The sequence below is a fragment of the Enterobacter sp. JBIWA003 genome, assembly GCF_019968825.1.
Classification (GTDB): domain Bacteria; phylum Pseudomonadota; class Gammaproteobacteria; order Enterobacterales; family Enterobacteriaceae; genus Enterobacter; species Enterobacter quasiroggenkampii.
The window spans coordinates 3,904,420-3,920,112 of the sequence record NZ_CP074170.1 but is presented as its reverse complement, the minus strand read 5'-3'; the positions used below and the strand labels follow the sequence as shown (position 1 = coordinate 3,920,112).

General features: G+C 56.5%; 13 protein-coding genes and 4 tRNA genes. 12 read left to right on the top strand and 5 right to left on the bottom strand.

The genetic code is table 11. The features are described 5' to 3' along the window. Positions 1-59 precede the first annotated feature (59 nt). The 12 genes from recX to KGP25_RS18840 all read left to right on the top strand — a co-directional run bounded on the left by recX (position 60) and on the right by KGP25_RS18840 (position 8,840). Positions 60-560: a recombination regulator RecX gene (recX, locus tag KGP25_RS18895; protein WP_223539480.1), complete on the top strand. Its 501-nt coding sequence runs from the start codon at positions 60-62 to the stop codon at positions 558-560. Positions 561-691: 131 nt separating this feature from the next. Beyond that, positions 692-3,319: an alanine--tRNA ligase gene (gene alaS, locus KGP25_RS18890; protein WP_223539479.1), complete on the top strand. Its 2,628-nt coding sequence runs from the start codon at positions 692-694 to the stop codon at positions 3,317-3,319. A 241-nt stretch (positions 3,320-3,560) separates the two neighbouring features. Further along, positions 3,561-3,746, top strand: a complete 186-nt coding sequence (gene csrA, locus KGP25_RS18885) for a carbon storage regulator CsrA (protein WP_000906486.1) — start codon at positions 3,561-3,563, stop codon at positions 3,744-3,746. Positions 3,747-4,088: 342 nt separating this feature from the next. Beyond that, positions 4,089-4,181: transfer RNA gene (locus KGP25_RS18880), tRNA-Ser, on the top strand. A gap of 4 nt (positions 4,182-4,185) precedes the next feature. Next, a tRNA-Arg gene (locus KGP25_RS18875) sits at positions 4,186-4,262 on the top strand. 29 nt (positions 4,263-4,291) lie between these two features. After that, a tRNA-Arg gene (locus KGP25_RS18870) sits at positions 4,292-4,368 on the top strand. 27 nt (positions 4,369-4,395) lie between these two features. Then, positions 4,396-4,472 (top strand) — tRNA-Arg (locus tag KGP25_RS18865). Positions 4,473-4,722: 250 nt separating this feature from the next. Continuing rightward, positions 4,723-5,289, top strand: coding sequence for a fructose-1-phosphate/6-phosphogluconate phosphatase (gene yqaB, locus KGP25_RS18860; RefSeq protein ID WP_032648006.1), 567 nt, complete (start codon positions 4,723-4,725; stop codon positions 5,287-5,289). Continuing rightward, a complete protein-coding gene (locus tag KGP25_RS18855; RefSeq protein WP_021241956.1) occupies positions 5,286-5,714 on the top strand; it encodes a YqaA family protein in 429 nt (142 codons plus the stop codon). The genes yqaB and KGP25_RS18855 overlap by 4 nt, the downstream gene beginning before the upstream one ends. 83 nt (positions 5,715-5,797) lie before the next feature. Beyond that, positions 5,798-7,342: a glutamate--cysteine ligase gene (gene gshA, locus KGP25_RS18850; RefSeq protein ID WP_045909305.1), complete on the top strand. Its 1,545-nt coding sequence runs from the start codon at positions 5,798-5,800 to the stop codon at positions 7,340-7,342. Between the two features lie 153 nt (positions 7,343-7,495). Then, the gene (gene luxS / locus KGP25_RS18845) at positions 7,496-8,011 is read left to right on the top strand and encodes an S-ribosylhomocysteine lyase (protein ID WP_223539478.1); all 516 of its coding nucleotides are present in this window, start codon (positions 7,496-7,498) and stop codon (positions 8,009-8,011) included. A gap of 64 nt (positions 8,012-8,075) precedes the next feature. Further along, on the top strand, positions 8,076-8,840 hold the full coding sequence (locus tag KGP25_RS18840; RefSeq protein ID WP_223539477.1) for a helix-turn-helix transcriptional regulator: 765 nt from the start codon (positions 8,076-8,078) through the stop codon (positions 8,838-8,840). Here the strand turns inward: KGP25_RS18840 and leuA are convergent. From leuA to KGP25_RS18815, 5 genes are all read right to left on the bottom strand, one after another. Further along, a complete protein-coding gene (leuA, locus tag KGP25_RS18835) occupies positions 8,827-10,482 on the bottom strand; it encodes a 2-isopropylmalate synthase (RefSeq protein ID WP_223539476.1) in 1,656 nt (551 codons plus the stop codon). The genes KGP25_RS18840 and leuA overlap by 14 nt on opposite strands. Positions 10,483-10,666: 184 nt before the next feature. Continuing rightward, complete coding sequence (gene emrB / locus KGP25_RS18830) at positions 10,667-12,214, bottom strand: multidrug efflux MFS transporter permease subunit EmrB (protein WP_028014182.1); 1,548 nt, start codon at positions 12,212-12,214, stop codon at positions 10,667-10,669. A gap of 16 nt (positions 12,215-12,230) precedes the next feature. Beyond that, positions 12,231-13,403: a multidrug efflux MFS transporter periplasmic adaptor subunit EmrA gene (emrA, locus tag KGP25_RS18825; protein WP_045909303.1), complete on the bottom strand. Its 1,173-nt coding sequence runs from the start codon at positions 13,401-13,403 to the stop codon at positions 12,231-12,233. A gap of 126 nt (positions 13,404-13,529) precedes the next feature. Further along, positions 13,530-14,060: a transcriptional repressor MprA gene (mprA, locus tag KGP25_RS18820; RefSeq protein WP_023308933.1), complete on the bottom strand. Its 531-nt coding sequence runs from the start codon at positions 14,058-14,060 to the stop codon at positions 13,530-13,532. A 313-nt stretch (positions 14,061-14,373) separates the two neighbouring features. Beyond that, on the bottom strand, positions 14,374-15,558 hold the full coding sequence (locus tag KGP25_RS18815) for an MFS transporter (RefSeq protein ID WP_045909302.1): 1,185 nt from the start codon (positions 15,556-15,558) through the stop codon (positions 14,374-14,376). Positions 15,559-15,693: the final 135 nt, after the last annotated feature.

Genomic DNA, 15,693 nt, shown 5'->3' with positions numbered 1-15,693 from the left:
TAACAATGAAGGGCTGCTGATGCGGCCCTTTTTGCATTTCTGAATCAGCAGGTTTTTTTATGAGTGAACCGACAACACGTCGACCCGCGTATGCACGCCTACTGGATCGCGCGGTGCGCATCCTGGCCGTTCGTGACCACAGTGAACAGGAGCTGCGGCGAAAACTGTCGGCACCGGTGATGAGTAAAAACGGCCCGGAAGAGATTGATGCCACCGCGGAAGATTATGACCGCGTCATCGCATGGTGCTATGAGCATCGCTATCTTGATGACGAGCGTTTTGCCTCGCGGTTTCTCGCCAGCCGTGGCCGCAAGGGGTACGGGCCCGCGCGCATCCGGCAGGAGCTAAACCAGAAAGGGGTGGCCCGGGAGTCCATCGAAAAAGCGATGCGCGAATGCGACATTGACTGGTGCGAGCTGGCAAAAGAGCAGGCTATTCGTAAGTACGGCGAACCGCTGCGGCGTGAATTTTCAGAAAAAGTCAAAATCCAGCGCTTTTTGCTCTACCGCGGCTTTCTGATGGAAGATATTCAGGATATCTGGCGTAATTTTGCCGATTGAACGCATGCGGGATTTTACTTCCCACCAAAGAAAACTTATCTTATTCCCACTTTTTCCAGTAGCTGGTCTGTCCAACGGTTTACCGATACAGGCTGGCTACGACATTTCGTTAGCTTGATTTCAGGATAATTATGAGCAAGAGCACCGCTGAGATCCGTCAGGCGTTTCTCGATTTTTTCCATAGTAAGGGACACCAGGTTGTTGCCAGCAGCTCCCTGGTACCGAACAACGATCCGACTCTGCTGTTTACCAACGCCGGGATGAACCAGTTCAAGGATGTGTTCCTTGGTCTCGACAAGCGTAATTATTCCCGCGCCACAACCTCACAGCGTTGCGTGCGTGCGGGCGGTAAACACAACGACCTGGAAAACGTCGGTTACACCGCGCGTCACCACACCTTCTTCGAAATGCTGGGTAACTTCAGCTTCGGCGACTACTTTAAACACGATGCTATTCAATATGCGTGGGAACTGCTGACCGGTGAAAACTGGTTCAACCTGCCGAAAGAGCGTCTGTGGGTTACCGTCTATGAAACCGATGACGAAGCCTACGAAATCTGGGAAAAAGAAGTCGGGATCCCGCGCGAGCGTATTATTCGCATCGGCGATAACAAAGGCGCGCCTTACGCGTCCGACAACTTCTGGCAGATGGGTGACACCGGTCCTTGCGGTCCGTGCACCGAGATCTTCTACGATCACGGCGACCACATCTGGGGCGGCCCTCCAGGCAGCCCGGAAGAAGACGGCGATCGCTACATTGAGATCTGGAACATCGTCTTCATGCAGTTTAACCGTCAGGCCGACGGTACGATGGAGCCGCTGCCGAAGCCGTCCGTTGATACCGGTATGGGTCTGGAGCGTATTGCCGCGGTACTGCAGCACGTTAACTCCAACTATGAAATTGACCTGTTCAGCACCCTGATCAAAGCCGTTGCGGAAGTGACCGGCGCGACCGATCTGAACAACAAATCGCTGCGCGTTATCGCGGACCACATTCGTTCCTGCGCGTTCCTGATTGCCGACGGCGTTATCCCGTCGAATGAAAACCGTGGCTACGTGCTGCGTCGTATCATTCGTCGAGCTATCCGTCACGGCAACATGCTGGGCGCGAAGGATACCTTCTTCTATAAACTCGTTGGGCCACTGATTGGCGTGATGGGGTCAGCCGGTGACGAGCTGAAACGCCAGCAGGCGCAGGTTGAGCAGGTTCTGAAAACCGAAGAAGAGCAGTTTGCTCGTACGCTGGAGCGTGGTCTGGCGCTGCTGGACGAAGAACTGGCGAAGCTTAAGGGCGACACGCTGGATGGCGAAACTGCTTTCCGCCTGTACGATACCTACGGCTTCCCGGTTGACCTGACGGCGGACGTTTGCCGCGAGCGTAACATTAAAGTTGACGAAGCGGGCTTCGAAGCCGCGATGGAAGAGCAGCGCCGTCGTGCGCGCGAGTCCAGCGGCTTCGGTGCAGACTACAACGCGATGATCCGCGTTGACAGCTCGTCTGAATTCAAAGGCTATGAGGCGCTGGAACTGACCGGCAAAGTGACCGCTCTGTTTGTTGACGGTAAAGCCGTAGACAGCATCAGCGCGGGCCAGGAAGCCGTAGTCATTCTGGACAAAACGCCGTTCTACGCCGAATCCGGCGGCCAGGTTGGCGATAAAGGCGAACTGAAGGGCAATGGCTTTAGCTTCAGCGTGACCGACACTCAAAAATACGGTCAGGCGATTGGTCACCAGGGCAAACTGGTTTCCGGTTCTCTGAAAGTGGGCGAGGGCGTCCAGGCTAACGTTGATGAAGCTCGCCGCGCGCGCATTCGTCTGAACCACTCGGCAACCCACCTGATGCACGCTGCCCTGCGCGACGTACTCGGTACCCATGTTGCACAGAAAGGTTCTCTGGTTAACGACAAAGTGCTGCGCTTCGACTTCTCGCATTTTGAAGCGATGAAGCCGTCTGAAATCCGTGCGGTGGAAGATCTGGTGAACGCGCAGATCCGTCGTAACCTGCCAATCGAGACCCATATCATGGATCTCGAAGACGCGAAGAAAAAAGGTGCGATGGCGCTGTTTGGCGAGAAATACGACGAGCGCGTTCGCGTGCTGAGCATGGGCGACTTCTCTACCGAGCTGTGCGGCGGTACGCACGCCTCGCGCACCGGTGATATCGGCCTGTTCCGCATTGTTTCCGAGTCGGGAACGGCGGCAGGTGTGCGTCGTATTGAAGCGGTGACCGGTGAAGGTGCGATTGCCAGCCTGCATGCGCAGAGCGATCAGCTGCACGACATCGCGCAGCTGCTGAAAGGCGATAGCCAGAACCTGGGCGAGAAAGTGCGCGTTGCGCTGGATCGCACGCGTCAGCTGGAAAAAGAGCTGCAGCAGCTGAAAGAGCAGGCTGCGGCGCAGGAGAGTGCAAACCTCTCCAGCAAGGCTGTAGACATTAAGGGCGTCAAACTGCTGGTCAGCGATCTGGCGGGCGTTGAGCCTAAGATGCTGCGTACTATGGTCGACGATCTCAAGAACCAGCTTGGTTCTACCGTTATCGTGCTGGCGACAGTGGCAGAAGGTAAGGTTTCTCTGATTGCGGGCGTCTCTAAGGATGTGACTGACCGCGTAAAAGCAGGGGAACTGATTGGTATGGTCGCTCAGCTGGTGGGCGGCAAGGGGGGCGGTCGTCCGGACATGGCGCAAGCCGGTGGTACGGATGCGGCGGCACTTCCTGCGGCATTAGCCAGCGTTGAAAGCTGGGTAAGCGCGAAACTGTAATAACTACAAAGCACAAGCAGACGCCATAGCGGTAACGTTATGGCGTCTTGTTCACTGTGCTATCGATAACGATAAAGTCAGGTTGAGTTTGTGTATATCGGCTAAACTTACGTTTAACAGAATGTGATGCCGTGACTGCTTACACTTTACGTGTTTGTCATCGCTTACTTTTTGGCGTTATATGATGGATAATGCCGGGATACAAGAGACCCGACTCTTTTAATCTTTCAAGGAGCAAAGAATGCTGATTCTGACTCGTCGAGTTGGTGAGACCCTCATGATTGGGGATGAGGTCACCGTGACAGTTTTAGGGGTAAAGGGTAACCAGGTACGTATTGGTGTTAACGCTCCTAAAGAAGTATCTGTCCACCGTGAAGAGATCTACCAGCGTATCCAGGCTGAAAAATCCCAGCAGTCCAGTTACTGATATTGTCGCGTCTCGCTGTCGGGCGAGACGCAACCCTCCCGCTATTTTTCCTGCTCAAAGTTACCGTTTAATTTCAATCGCTCTCTTTTTAACCACTCCGCTACCCTTATCTCGTCCCAACACTGTCCTTTCTGCATCAGTTTTCTGTGAAGATGCCTGCAAAATCCGCTTATAAAACACCCTCTTTGCGGCTTTTACATGCGAATTGCGTGTGATTTGTGCAAACGATAAAAGCTTTTGGAAAATTGTTTGACTTATAAGTCCCAGAAAGTAATATATGCGCCACGCAGCGACGAGAAGCTCTTAACGAGTTGCTCGAAGCACTCGAAAGAGGCGTTGTGTGGTGAGGTGGCCGAGAGGCTGAAGGCGCTCCCCTGCTAAGGGAGTATGCGGTCAAAAGCTGCATCCGGGGTTCGAATCCCCGCCTCACCGCCATTTTGCATCCGTAGCTCAGCTGGATAGAGTACTCGGCTACGAACCGAGCGGTCGGAGGTTCGAATCCTCCCGGATGCACCATTTACTATTTCTGAAAGCAGTACCCTGATGCATCCGTAGCTCAGCTGGATAGAGTACTCGGCTACGAACCGAGCGGTCGGAGGTTCGAATCCTCCCGGATGCACCATTACTGTTTCTAAAAGCATTTCCCGATGCATCCGTAGCTCAGCTGGATAGAGTACTCGGCTACGAACCGAGCGGTCGGAGGTTCGAATCCTCCCGGATGCACCATATTCTCCTGGATAACAGCGATGCTGTTGTTTTAAGGTCAGCGAGTTAATCGCAAGCACCAGGGAGGATAACGTTGCTTTAGCAACGGCCCGCAGGGCGAGGCGTAAGCCGAGTAATCCTCCCGGATGCACCATCTTCTCCTTCTTTGTTTATTCCTTCGACGTTCCGTCAGCAATCACACTCTCTGTCAGCGACAAAAACCACCATTTACGATAAAGTAATGCTTTGTTAATCGGTTAGCGAGAGCACGATGTACGCACAGTATGACGGTTTGATCTTCGATATGGATGGTACCCTTCTGGATACCGAACCCACGCATCGTCAAGCCTGGACCGACGTCCTGGGCCGCTACGGTATGCGTTTCGACCTTCAGGCGATGATCGCCCTCAACGGCTCCCCAACCTGGCGTATTGCACAGGCCGTGATTGAACTGAATCAGGCCGATCTCGACCCGCACCTGCTCGCACGCGAAAAAACCGATGCGGTAAAAGCCATGCTTTTAGATACCGTACGTCCTTTGCCGCTAATTGATGTGGTAAAAGAGTGGCACGGGCGTCGCCCAATGTCGGTGGGGACGGGCAGCGAAAGCGCGATTGCAGAGGCATTACTCAATCATCTTGGCCTGCGCCACTATTTCTCTGCCGTGGTTGCCGCCGATCATGTTAAACATCACAAGCCTGCACCGGACACCTTCCTGCTCTGCGCAGAATTAATGGGCGTCCCGGCGGCAAAATGCGTCGTGTTTGAAGACGCCGATTTCGGCATCCAGGCCGCGCGTGATGCTGGAATGGATGCGGTGGATGTGCGCTTACTGTGAGTGACGCGCTGTCACTTGCCTCATTATTCGCCAGCAGTTTTCTCAGCGCCACGCTGTTACCGGGCAATTCGGAAGTGGTGCTGGTGGCGATGCTGTTGTCCGGCGTGAGTCAGCCCTGGCTGCTTGTAGTAATAGCAACAATGGGTAATAGCCTTGGAGGGCTGACTAACGTTATTCTTGGGCGTTTCTTTCCGCTGCGTGAAAAATCGCGCTGGCAGGAAAAGGCAGTCGGCTGGCTAAAACGCTATGGCGCTGCCACGCTGTTATTAAGCTGGATGCCTGTAATAGGCGATTTACTGTGTCTGCTGGCGGGATGGATGCGCATCTCCTGGGGACCGGTGCTCTTTTTTTTGTGCCTTGGCAAGGCGTTGCGTTATGTCCTCGTGGCATGGGCAACGCTGCAGGGTATGACGTGGTGGCACTAATTGGTGGAATGAATACGCGACCTTCAATCGTCAACCATTACAATTATGCTGAGTAACATTACTTTGACAGGCGGGAGGTCAATTTGATCCCGGACGTATCTCAGGCGCTGGCCTGGCTGGAAAACCACCCTCAGGCATTGAAGGGTATTCAGCGTGGTCTCGAGCGTGAAACGCTGCGCGTTAACGCGGACGGCAGTTTAGCGACAACGGGTCACCCGAAGGCGTTAGGCTCGGCGCTGACACATAAATGGATCACAACCGATTTCGCTGAAGCGCTGCTGGAGTTCATCACCCCAGTAGAGGGTGATATTGATCATATGCTGACGATCATGCGCGATATTCATCGCTACACCGCGCGCAACCTGGGCGACGAGCGCATGTGGCCCCTCAGCATGCCGTGCTATATCGAGCAGGGCCAGGAGATTGAGCTGGCACAGTACGGCACGTCAAATATCGGCCGGCTGAAAACGCTTTACCGTGAGGGGCTGAAAAACCGCTACGGCGCGTTGATGCAGACCATCTCTGGCGTGCACTACAACTTCTCGTTGCCAATGGCATTCTGGGAAGCGAAATGCGGTGAAACGGATAAAGACGCCATCTCAGCAGGCTACTTCCGCCTGATCCGAAACTATTACCGTTTCGGCTGGGTGATCCCGTATCTGTTCGGCGCATCGCCTGCTATTTGCTCATCCTTCCTGCAGGGAAAACCGACGACGCTGCCGTTCGAGAAGACTGACTGCGGAATGTACTATCTTCCGTACGCCACCTCTCTGCGCCTGAGCGATCTCGGCTATACCAATAAATCGCAAAGCAATCTCGGTATTACGTTTAACGAATTGCACGAATATGTGGCAGGATTGAAGCGGGCGATCAAAACCCCGTCGGAAGAGTACGAGAAAATCGGCCTCGAAAAAGACGGTAAGCGTTTGCAGATCAACAGTAATGTGCTGCAGATTGAAAACGAGCTCTATGCGCCTATTCGTCCTAAGCGCGTGACGCGCAGCGGGGAAACCCCGTCGGATGCGCTGCAGCGCGGCGGGATCGAATACATTGAAGTGCGCTCGCTGGATATCAACCCGTTCTCACCGATTGGCGTTGATGAACAGCAGATTCGCTTCCTGGATCTGTTTATGGTCTGGTGCGTGCTGGCGGATGCGCCGGAAATGAGTTCAGATGAACTGCTCTGTACCCGTACAAACTGGAACCGCGTGATTCTGGAAGGGCGTAAGCCGGGTCTGACGCTGGGTATCGGCTGCGAAACGGCACAGTTCCCGCTGACGAAAGTCGGCAAAGATCTGTTCCGCGATCTGAAGCGTGTTGCCCGGACGATGGACAGCATCGACGGCGGGGATGCGTATCAACAGATTTGCGACCAGCTGGTGGAATGCTTTGATAACCCGGAACTGACGTTCTCAGCACGCATTCTGCGTTCTATGATTGATCAGGGCATTGGTGGTACGGGGCGTTCACTCTCGGCGGAGTACCGTGAGATGCTGATCCAGGAGCCGTTAGAAATCCTGAGCGAAGCAGATTTTGTCGCGGAACGCGAAGCGTCCGTTGTGCGTCAGAAAGAGGTTGAAGCGGCGGATACCGAGTCGTTTGAGGCGTTTCTGGCGAAGCAGGCTTAAGCAGAAAAGAAAAAGGCCACATCGCTGTGGCCAAAATATACATCTCTGAATTCAGGGATGATGATAACAAATGCGCGTCTTTCATATACTCAGACGCGCATTCTGTAGAAGAGTTCAGTTTATTTTAAAAAAAATCACTATCGGAGGTGACGTATGCCGTTATTAGATAGCTTTACTGTCGACCATACCCGTATGGAAGCACCTGCAGTCCGCGTGGCAAAGACCATGCACACCCCGCACGGCGACACGATCACCGTCTTCGATCTGCGTTTCTGCGTGCCAAACAAAGAAGTGATGCCGGAGAAAGGCATTCATACGCTGGAACACCTGTTCGCTGGCTTCATGCGTGACCACCTGAACGGCAACGGCGTTGAGATCATCGATATCTCTCCGATGGGCTGCCGTACCGGTTTCTACATGAGCCTGATTGGTCAGCCTGAAGAGAAACGTGTGGCAGATGCCTGGAAATCGGCCATGCAGGACGTGCTGAAGGTGAAAGAGCAGAACCAGATCCCTGAGCTGAACGTTTACCAGTGCGGTACCTACCAGATGCACTCTCTGGAAGAAGCGCAGGAGATCGCGCGCCACATCATCGAACGCGACGTTCGCGTGAACAGCAACGAAGAGCTGGCCCTGCCGAAAGAAAAACTGCAGGAACTGCACATCTAGTATTGTGCCTGTGGATGCCCGGTGGCGCTTCGCTTACCGGGCCTACATTGTGTTGGTGCCTCCTTTGACCACAACCTTAACCTTCTCCTTTACCCACCGTCCCCTCGTTCCGTTTGCCCATGATTACGTTCATGGTGACAGCGAACCCTGGCACAAGCACGACTGCGCGCAGCTGCTGCACACCCTGAGCGGCGTGGTACGGGTGGATACCGCATCAGGCTGTTGGGTTGTTCCTCCCGGTCGCGGCGTCTGGCTGCCTGCGGGCACGCAGCATTCCCTGCGCATTACCGGCAACGTGGCGGCGCGAACGCTGTTTATCGATCCGCTGGCGCGGGCCGATCTCCCGGCCACCTGCCAGATCGTGCAAATAACGCCGCTGCTGCGCGAGCTGATCCTCGTCTGCCTTGCTTTACCTGAATCGTACTCACCCGGAAGCCGGGATGAGCGCGTCTATGAGCTCATTCTCGATGAAATCCGCACTATGCCAGTGCTGCCGTTTCACCTGCCGGAGCCGGAAAGTGAGGCGCTACGTCGCCTGTGTCTGCAAATCCGGCAACACCCGGGTGAAAGCTGGAGCAGCGCTCAGGCTGCGAGCATGATGAACATGAGCGAGCGCACGCTGAACCGCCATTTTCAGCAGCAGACGGGATTAAGCTACGGAGAGTGGTTGAGAAGGGCGCGCCTGCTGGAAGCCTTAGTGCGGCTGGCGCAGGGCCAGCCGGTATTACGCGTGGCGCTGGATCTGGGGTACGGCAGCCACAGCGCCTTTACGGCCATGTTCCGTCGGGTGATGGGCGTCTCTCCCAGCGATTACTTTAAGAACGACTGACGGCGTTAAAGAGCGCCTGAAGCGACGCGCGCGCCACGTCGCTATCAATGCCCACGCCCCAGCGGCTGCTGCCGTCCTGGAACAGACAGCGGATGTAGGCCACCGAGCGGCTGTCGCTGCGTTCACCTAACGTATGCTCGTGATAATCCTTAATCACGAACGGGGTGTTGACCCAGCGGCTCAGGCCGTGAGCGGCGGCGGAGAGCAGACCGTTGCCCTGACCTTCCAGTTGGCGCGTTCCTCCCTGTGTGACGACGCTGGCCGTCAAACGCAGCTGGCCGTCCTGCTGGCTGTCGCTGCGGTAGGATTGCAGCGCATAGTGCGGCGTGGCCACCAGGCCGTAGCGGGTGCGGAACAGCTGCCACAGTGCATTTTGCGTCATCTCTTTTCCGTGACGATCGGTTTCCTGCTGCACGTGCTGGCTGAAATCCTGCTGCAGGGCGCGGGGCAGTTTCAGACCATGATTCTGCTCAATCAGCCACGCGCTGCCGCTTTTTCCTGACTGGCTGTTTACGCGGATCACCGCTTCGTAGGTGCAGCCAATATCCTGAGGATCGACAGGCAGGTAAGGCATCTCCCAGCGATCGCCTGGCCTGCGGGCATCAAAGCCTTTTTTAATCGCGTCCTGGTGCGAACCGGAGAAGGCGGTATAGGCCAGCCGTCCTGCCCACGGATGGCGCGGGTGGACCGGCAGCTGATTGCAGGTTTCCACCACTTCCACCACCCGATTCATATCGCTAAAGTCCAGATTCGGGCTAACCCCCTGGCTGTAGAGGTTCATTGCCAGCGTCACCAGGCAGACGTTGCCCGTACGTTCCCCGTTACCAAACAGACAGCCCTCCACGCGGTCAGCCCCCGCCATTACGGCCAGCTCCGCGCAGGCAACGCCGGTACCGCGGTCGTTATGCGGATGCACGCTGATGCAGACATCGCGGCGGCGGCTGAAGTGGCGGCAGAAATACTCGATCTGGTCGGCATAGACGTTCGGCGTGCTCACTTCGACGGTGGCAGGTAAGTTGATCACCATCGGGCGTTCGTCGCACGGCTGCCAGATTTCCGCCACGGCTTCACAAATCTCCAGCGCAAACTCCGGCTCGGTAAAGCAGAAGGTTTCCGGGGAGTATTCATATTGCCAGCGGGTGTCGGGATTTTCCTCACACAGCTGGCGAATAAGCCGCGTCGAGCGCGTCGCCAGCTCAACGATTTGCGCTTTCTCCATACCGAAGACCAGGCGGCGGAACAGCGGAGCGGTGGCGTTATACAGATGGACGGTAGCCTGCTTCGCGCCGCGCAGGGATTCAAAAGTGCGATGGATGAGATCTTCCCGTGCCTGAGTGAGCACCTGAATCGTCACGTCATCCGGGATGCGGTTCTCTTCAATCAGCTGGCGAACGAAGTTGAAATCCGTCTGTGAGGCGGAAGGAAAGGCAACCTCGATCTCTTTGAATCCGCAGCCCAGCAGCAGTGCCCAGAACTGCAGCTTGCGGGCGCTGTCCATCGGCTCGGCAAGGGCCTGGTTGCCGTCGCGCAGGTCGGTCGAGAGCCAGCGCGGCGCGCGGGTGATGCGTTGCTCCGGCCAGCGACGGTCGGGCAGGGAAAGGGTGGGATAGGGTTGGTACTTGTCGGCGGGTGTGTTCAGCATGATGCGCTCCTGTTGTCTTTTCACTATCGTGAATCGATTTCAGGCGCGCTGCTTTATCGGAACTGACAATGGCTGTCGCGTTCTGGACACAGTGCGGTTTTTTGCCGGATGGCGGCTACGCCTTATCCGGCCTACGTTCGTAGGCCCGGTAAGCGTAGCGCCACCGGGCAACCGTCGCACAGAACTAGTGCGCGCCGCCACCGCCGCCACCAGCACCAAACGGCGGTCTGGCAAACCACACCAGCCCCAGCAGGACGATAAAGATCCCTGCCGATATCCAGAAAATCTCGTTGGCCGAGATAATCAGCCCCTGGTTGGTGATCTGCTGGGCAATCCAGCCGGACGCCTGCTGCTCCGTCATTCCCATCCCCTGAAGCTGGCTATACATCTGCTGAGCATTCGGGTTGTACGGGTTCACCGCTTCGGTCAGCTGGGCATGGTGCATCGATTCGCGGTTCGTCCACAGGGTGGTGGTGATCGACGTCCCGATGGAGCCTGCCAGCGTACGGGTGAAGTTCGACAGGCTCGACGCGGCCGCCAGACGCTCGGGCGGTAAGCCAGAGAGCGTGATGGTGGTCAGCGGCATAAAGAAGCACGCCACCGCAAAGCCCTGAATGAACTGCGGCCACGCCGAGGCGCCAAAGTCCATTCCCGGTTCAAAGGTATACGCACGCCAGTAGAAGCACACCGCATACATGATGAAGCTGAACGTCACCAGCCGACGCATGTCGAGCTTATGGGCGAAGCGGCCAATTATCGGCGACAGCAGGACCGGGATCACCCCAACGGGTGCCGACGCCAGACCCGCCCAGGTGGCGGTATAGCCATACACCTCCTGCAACAGCTGCGGCAGCAGAACAATCGCGCCGAAGTAGAGCATATAGGCGAGGCTGATACACAGGCAGCCGATGGTGAAGTTTCGCGACTTAAACAGCGAGAGATCGACTATCGGGTTGTCGTCCGTCAGCTCCCAGACGATCAGGAAGCTGATCGACACCACCGCGACAATGGTCAGGATGATAATTTCCTGCGAGTTGAACCAGTCGAGCTCTTTACCGCGGTCGAGCATAATCTGCAGACTGCCGATACCCAGGATCAGCAGCGCCAGCCCGATGCTGTCGATACGCCGTTGTTCGGTGCGCGTCTCTCGTCCCCGCAGCGACTGCAGCGTCATCAATACCACGACGGCGCCAATCGGTACGTTGATGAAGAAGATCCAGCCCCAGTGGTAGTTATCGCTGATGTACCCGCCCAGAATCGGTCCGCAGATAGGCGCGACGATAACGGTCATCGACCAGAGCGCCAGCGCGACGGAACGTTTTGCGGGAGGGTAGTTGCTCAGCAGCAAACTCTGAGAAAGCGGGATCAGCGGCCCCGCGACAATCCCCTGAATGACGCGGAAGAAAATCAGCATCGTCAGGCTGCTGGACATGCCGCACGCCCACGAGGCCAGTACAAACGCCACCGTGGACCAGAGGAACAGCTTCACCTCACCGACGCGCTTTGCCAGCCAGCCGGTGATCGGAATGGAGATGGCGTTTGCCACCCCAAACGAGGTAATGACCCAGGTCCCCTGGCTCAGCGACGAGCCAAGGTTACCGGCGATGGTTGGGATCGCCACGTTTGCGATGGTGGAGTCCAGCACCTGCATGAATGTCGCCAGCGACAGCGCAATCGTCATAATGACCAGCTGCGCGCCTTCGAGCGGTTTTTGCGGCTTTTGCTGTTGCATAACGCTCACCTTCGGATTAACCGGCGTTTGCCTTCACGATGTCATCGATCAGCTTGTTGACCGGATCGAGGCTAATTTCACGGGCGTTACTTTCATAAGCCGGGCTGCTACGCACCTGGCTTGCCAGGATCTGACCGTCGCGGTTGGCGGTGTCAACCGTCACCAGCGTGGAGAGGCCGATACGCAGCGGGTGATCCGCCAGCTGTTTGGCATCCAGTTCGATACGCACGGGCAGACGCTGTACGACTTTGATCCAGTTACCGGTGGCGTTCTGCGCAGGCAGCAGGGAGAAGGCGCTGCCGGTCCCCATATCCAGACCCACCACTTTCCCGGTGTACTTCACGTCATCGCCATAGATGTCGCTGACAACCGTCGCGGTCTGGCCGATACGCATATGCGCAAGCTGCGTCTCTTTAAAGTTGGCGTCGACCCACAGGTTGTCTGCCGGTACGACCGCCATCAGCGGCGTGGTCGGGCTAATCTGCGCCCCAGGCTGAACGGAACGACGGGAGACATAGCCGGTCATTGGGCTGACGATTTTAGTACGCTGCAGGGCAAGCCACGCGTTGCGCACTTCGGTCGCCGCCTGCTGAACGGCAGGCTGGTTTTCCAGGCTGGTGCCCAGCACCATCGCCTGGTTGGCGTTGTACTGTTGAATGGCCACATCCAGCTGTGCCTGAGCGCTGGCGACGGCGTCGCGGGCGTGCTGCAGCTCTTCACGGCCAATCAGGTTGGCGGTGCCGAGCGGCACGCGGCGGTTCAGATCGCTCTGCGCCTGTGCGAGTGCAGTTTTCTGCACGTCGATGTTGGCCTGCAACTGCTTGCTGTTGATCATCAGCTGGCGGGTCTGACGGACGCTGGAGGCCAGCGCGGTCTGTGCTTTTTCAAACGCCTGCTGGGCGTCGGTTGGATCGAGAGTCACCAACACATCGCCTTTTTGCACAAAGTCGGTATTGTCAGCCCAGACTTTCGTCACGCTGCCCGACACCTGCGCCATAATTTGTACCTGGTTCCCTGCCACGTACGCGTCGTCAGTCTCTTCAGCATGACGCAGTACTAAAAACCAATAGATCCCATATGCCACGGCAATAATGATAAAGAGCAAGGTCAACAGAAGAAGGGCGCTCTTACGTTTGCCTTTCTTGTTGGCCGGTTGCTGCGGGGTAGTGCTCTCCGCATTTGCGCTCATTGTTGTTCTCCACGATCTTCTTATTTTCACATCGGCTGAGCCGACCTGTTGTCAGAAAGGCCAGCAGTGTGACGTGCTGGCCTGTCGGTTTTCTTATGAATCTGGAATGGTGAGCGTGTCGTCGCGTTAGCGCAGCGCCTCAAGAACGGCGCCGTCTTCATCCATCTGGTCCAGACGGGTGAGCAGCTTGCGAGTGATGTGCTCAAGCTGGTCACGCTCGGCGGTGCTGAGGGCGGACCAGAGTTTGTGCAGGCAATTGTGCTGAGGTGGCAGCACCTCGCGCAGGAACTGGTGACCTTTATCGGTCAGTTGCAGATGCAGGCAGCGGCGATCGTTGTCGCTTTCACGGCGCTCAATCCAGCCACGCTTTTCGAGCTCATCGGCAATTCGGGTCGCATTGGTACGGGAGGAGCCCAGCGCGCAGCTCAGCTCGGAAGGCTGAATGCTGTGGTTTTCCTGAGACTCCAGCGTGATCAACGCCATAAACAATGTCTCGTTAATCCCTTGAGCTTTCAGCATTTTATTACGGTTTTCCAGTAGCTTACCCTGCATGTGCATGCACAGGCGAGTCAGCAGGATTTCCTGGTACGGGAAGTCCTCATGGCGACTGGCGCGGAATTTAAGCATTTGTTCAATGGGCGTAAACGAACTATCCATTTGGGCATAACCTCATTAATTACAGCCGATATAGTAACGATAGTGACAAATAATGTAAATGAATTATTTGTGCGGTTATATCCGCCAAATTAATGTCACCATCAGAAAGCGCCGGGTAAGTCCGTGACCCGGTGAGCACAGAAAGCGTAGGGTGTGAACCCGCTGAAGAGAGGATGTGAGGACGGGGGTCTGAACTATTCATGCCAATTGTAAATATGTCACCCACATTAAAATTTCTGGGATAAATGATTACGTTTACATTAACAGAGTGAAGGGCCTCTTAACACCCTAAGAGGCCAACGCAATGTAAAACTTAATGAATTGCATCCTGACGATGGTAGCCGCGCCACCATACTAGCAGGTTAAGCGTGGCGACGATGGCGCCGATCGCACATACCCCTGACCAGCCGGCATGCTGCCACGCCGAGGCGGAAATGAGCGAGCCCGCCGCGCCGCCAATGAAGTAGCTGGTCATGTACCCGGCCGTCAGGCGGTTACGCGCCTCTGGCTTCACGCGATAGATGACGGTCTGATTGGTGATGTGAACGCCCTGCACGGTGAGATCGAGCACCAGGATACCGACGATCAGCGCCAGCACCGAGACGTGCCCATACCAGATTGCCGCCCAGGAGAGCAGGAGTAATATCAGCCCCGCGGAGGTGGTCAGGTGGGATTTGCCCTTGTCGGCCAGCCCGCCTGCGGGACGCGCGCCCAGTGCGCCTGCGGCACCGGCCAGACCGAACAGGCCAATCACCCCTTCGGAATAATTGAACGGCGGCGCGGCCAGCAGAAACGCCATCGACGTCCACAGAATGCTGAAGTTGGCGAAGGTGAAGCAGCCCAGCAGGGCGCGGGTGCGCAGAAGTTTATCCTGGGTGAACAGGCTGAAAACGGAGGCCAGCAGCTGCGGGTAGTTCAGGTGATTTTCCTGCTTCACTTTTGGCAGCCCGCGCCACAGCGCCAGCGCCATGACGACCATCAGCACGCTCGCCACCCAGTATACGGTGCGCCAGCCGCCGAGGCTTGCCAGCAGCCCGGCAACGGTACGCGCCAGCAAAATCCCCAGCAGCAGGCCGCTCATGATGGTGCCCACCACCTTGCCGCGTTTTTCCGGGGAGGCGAGGGTCGCTGCGAGCGGGACCAGAATTTGCGCTACTACGGAGAACAACCCCGTCAGCGCGGTACCGATAATCATCATCGTCAGCGACTGGCTGCTGGCGGTGATCAGCATCCCACCGGCGGCCAGCAGGGTCATGGAGACGATCAGCATTCGGCGTTCAAACATATCGCCGAGCGGCACCAGGAACAGCAGCCCGGCGGCATAACCGAGCTGGGCTGCGGTGACAATAAAGCCTGCTGAACTGGCGGAAAGGTCAAACGCGCGGGCGATGGTGTCGAGAAGAGGTTGCGCGTAATAGTTGCTGGCGACGGCCAGACCCGTGGCCACGGACATTAAAAGAATGAGTGCGGGGCTAAGCCCTTGAGCTGTTTTTGTCATTAGTTTCAGGAATCGTTAGTTAAGTGATTATTTTTCCGGAAACCATAATAGCGAATGATTGTGAATGTTGGGGGATTGTTATGTGTGTGTTTGTGCGGTTAGCCCCTCACCCCAGTCCTCTCCCCTTTGGGGAGC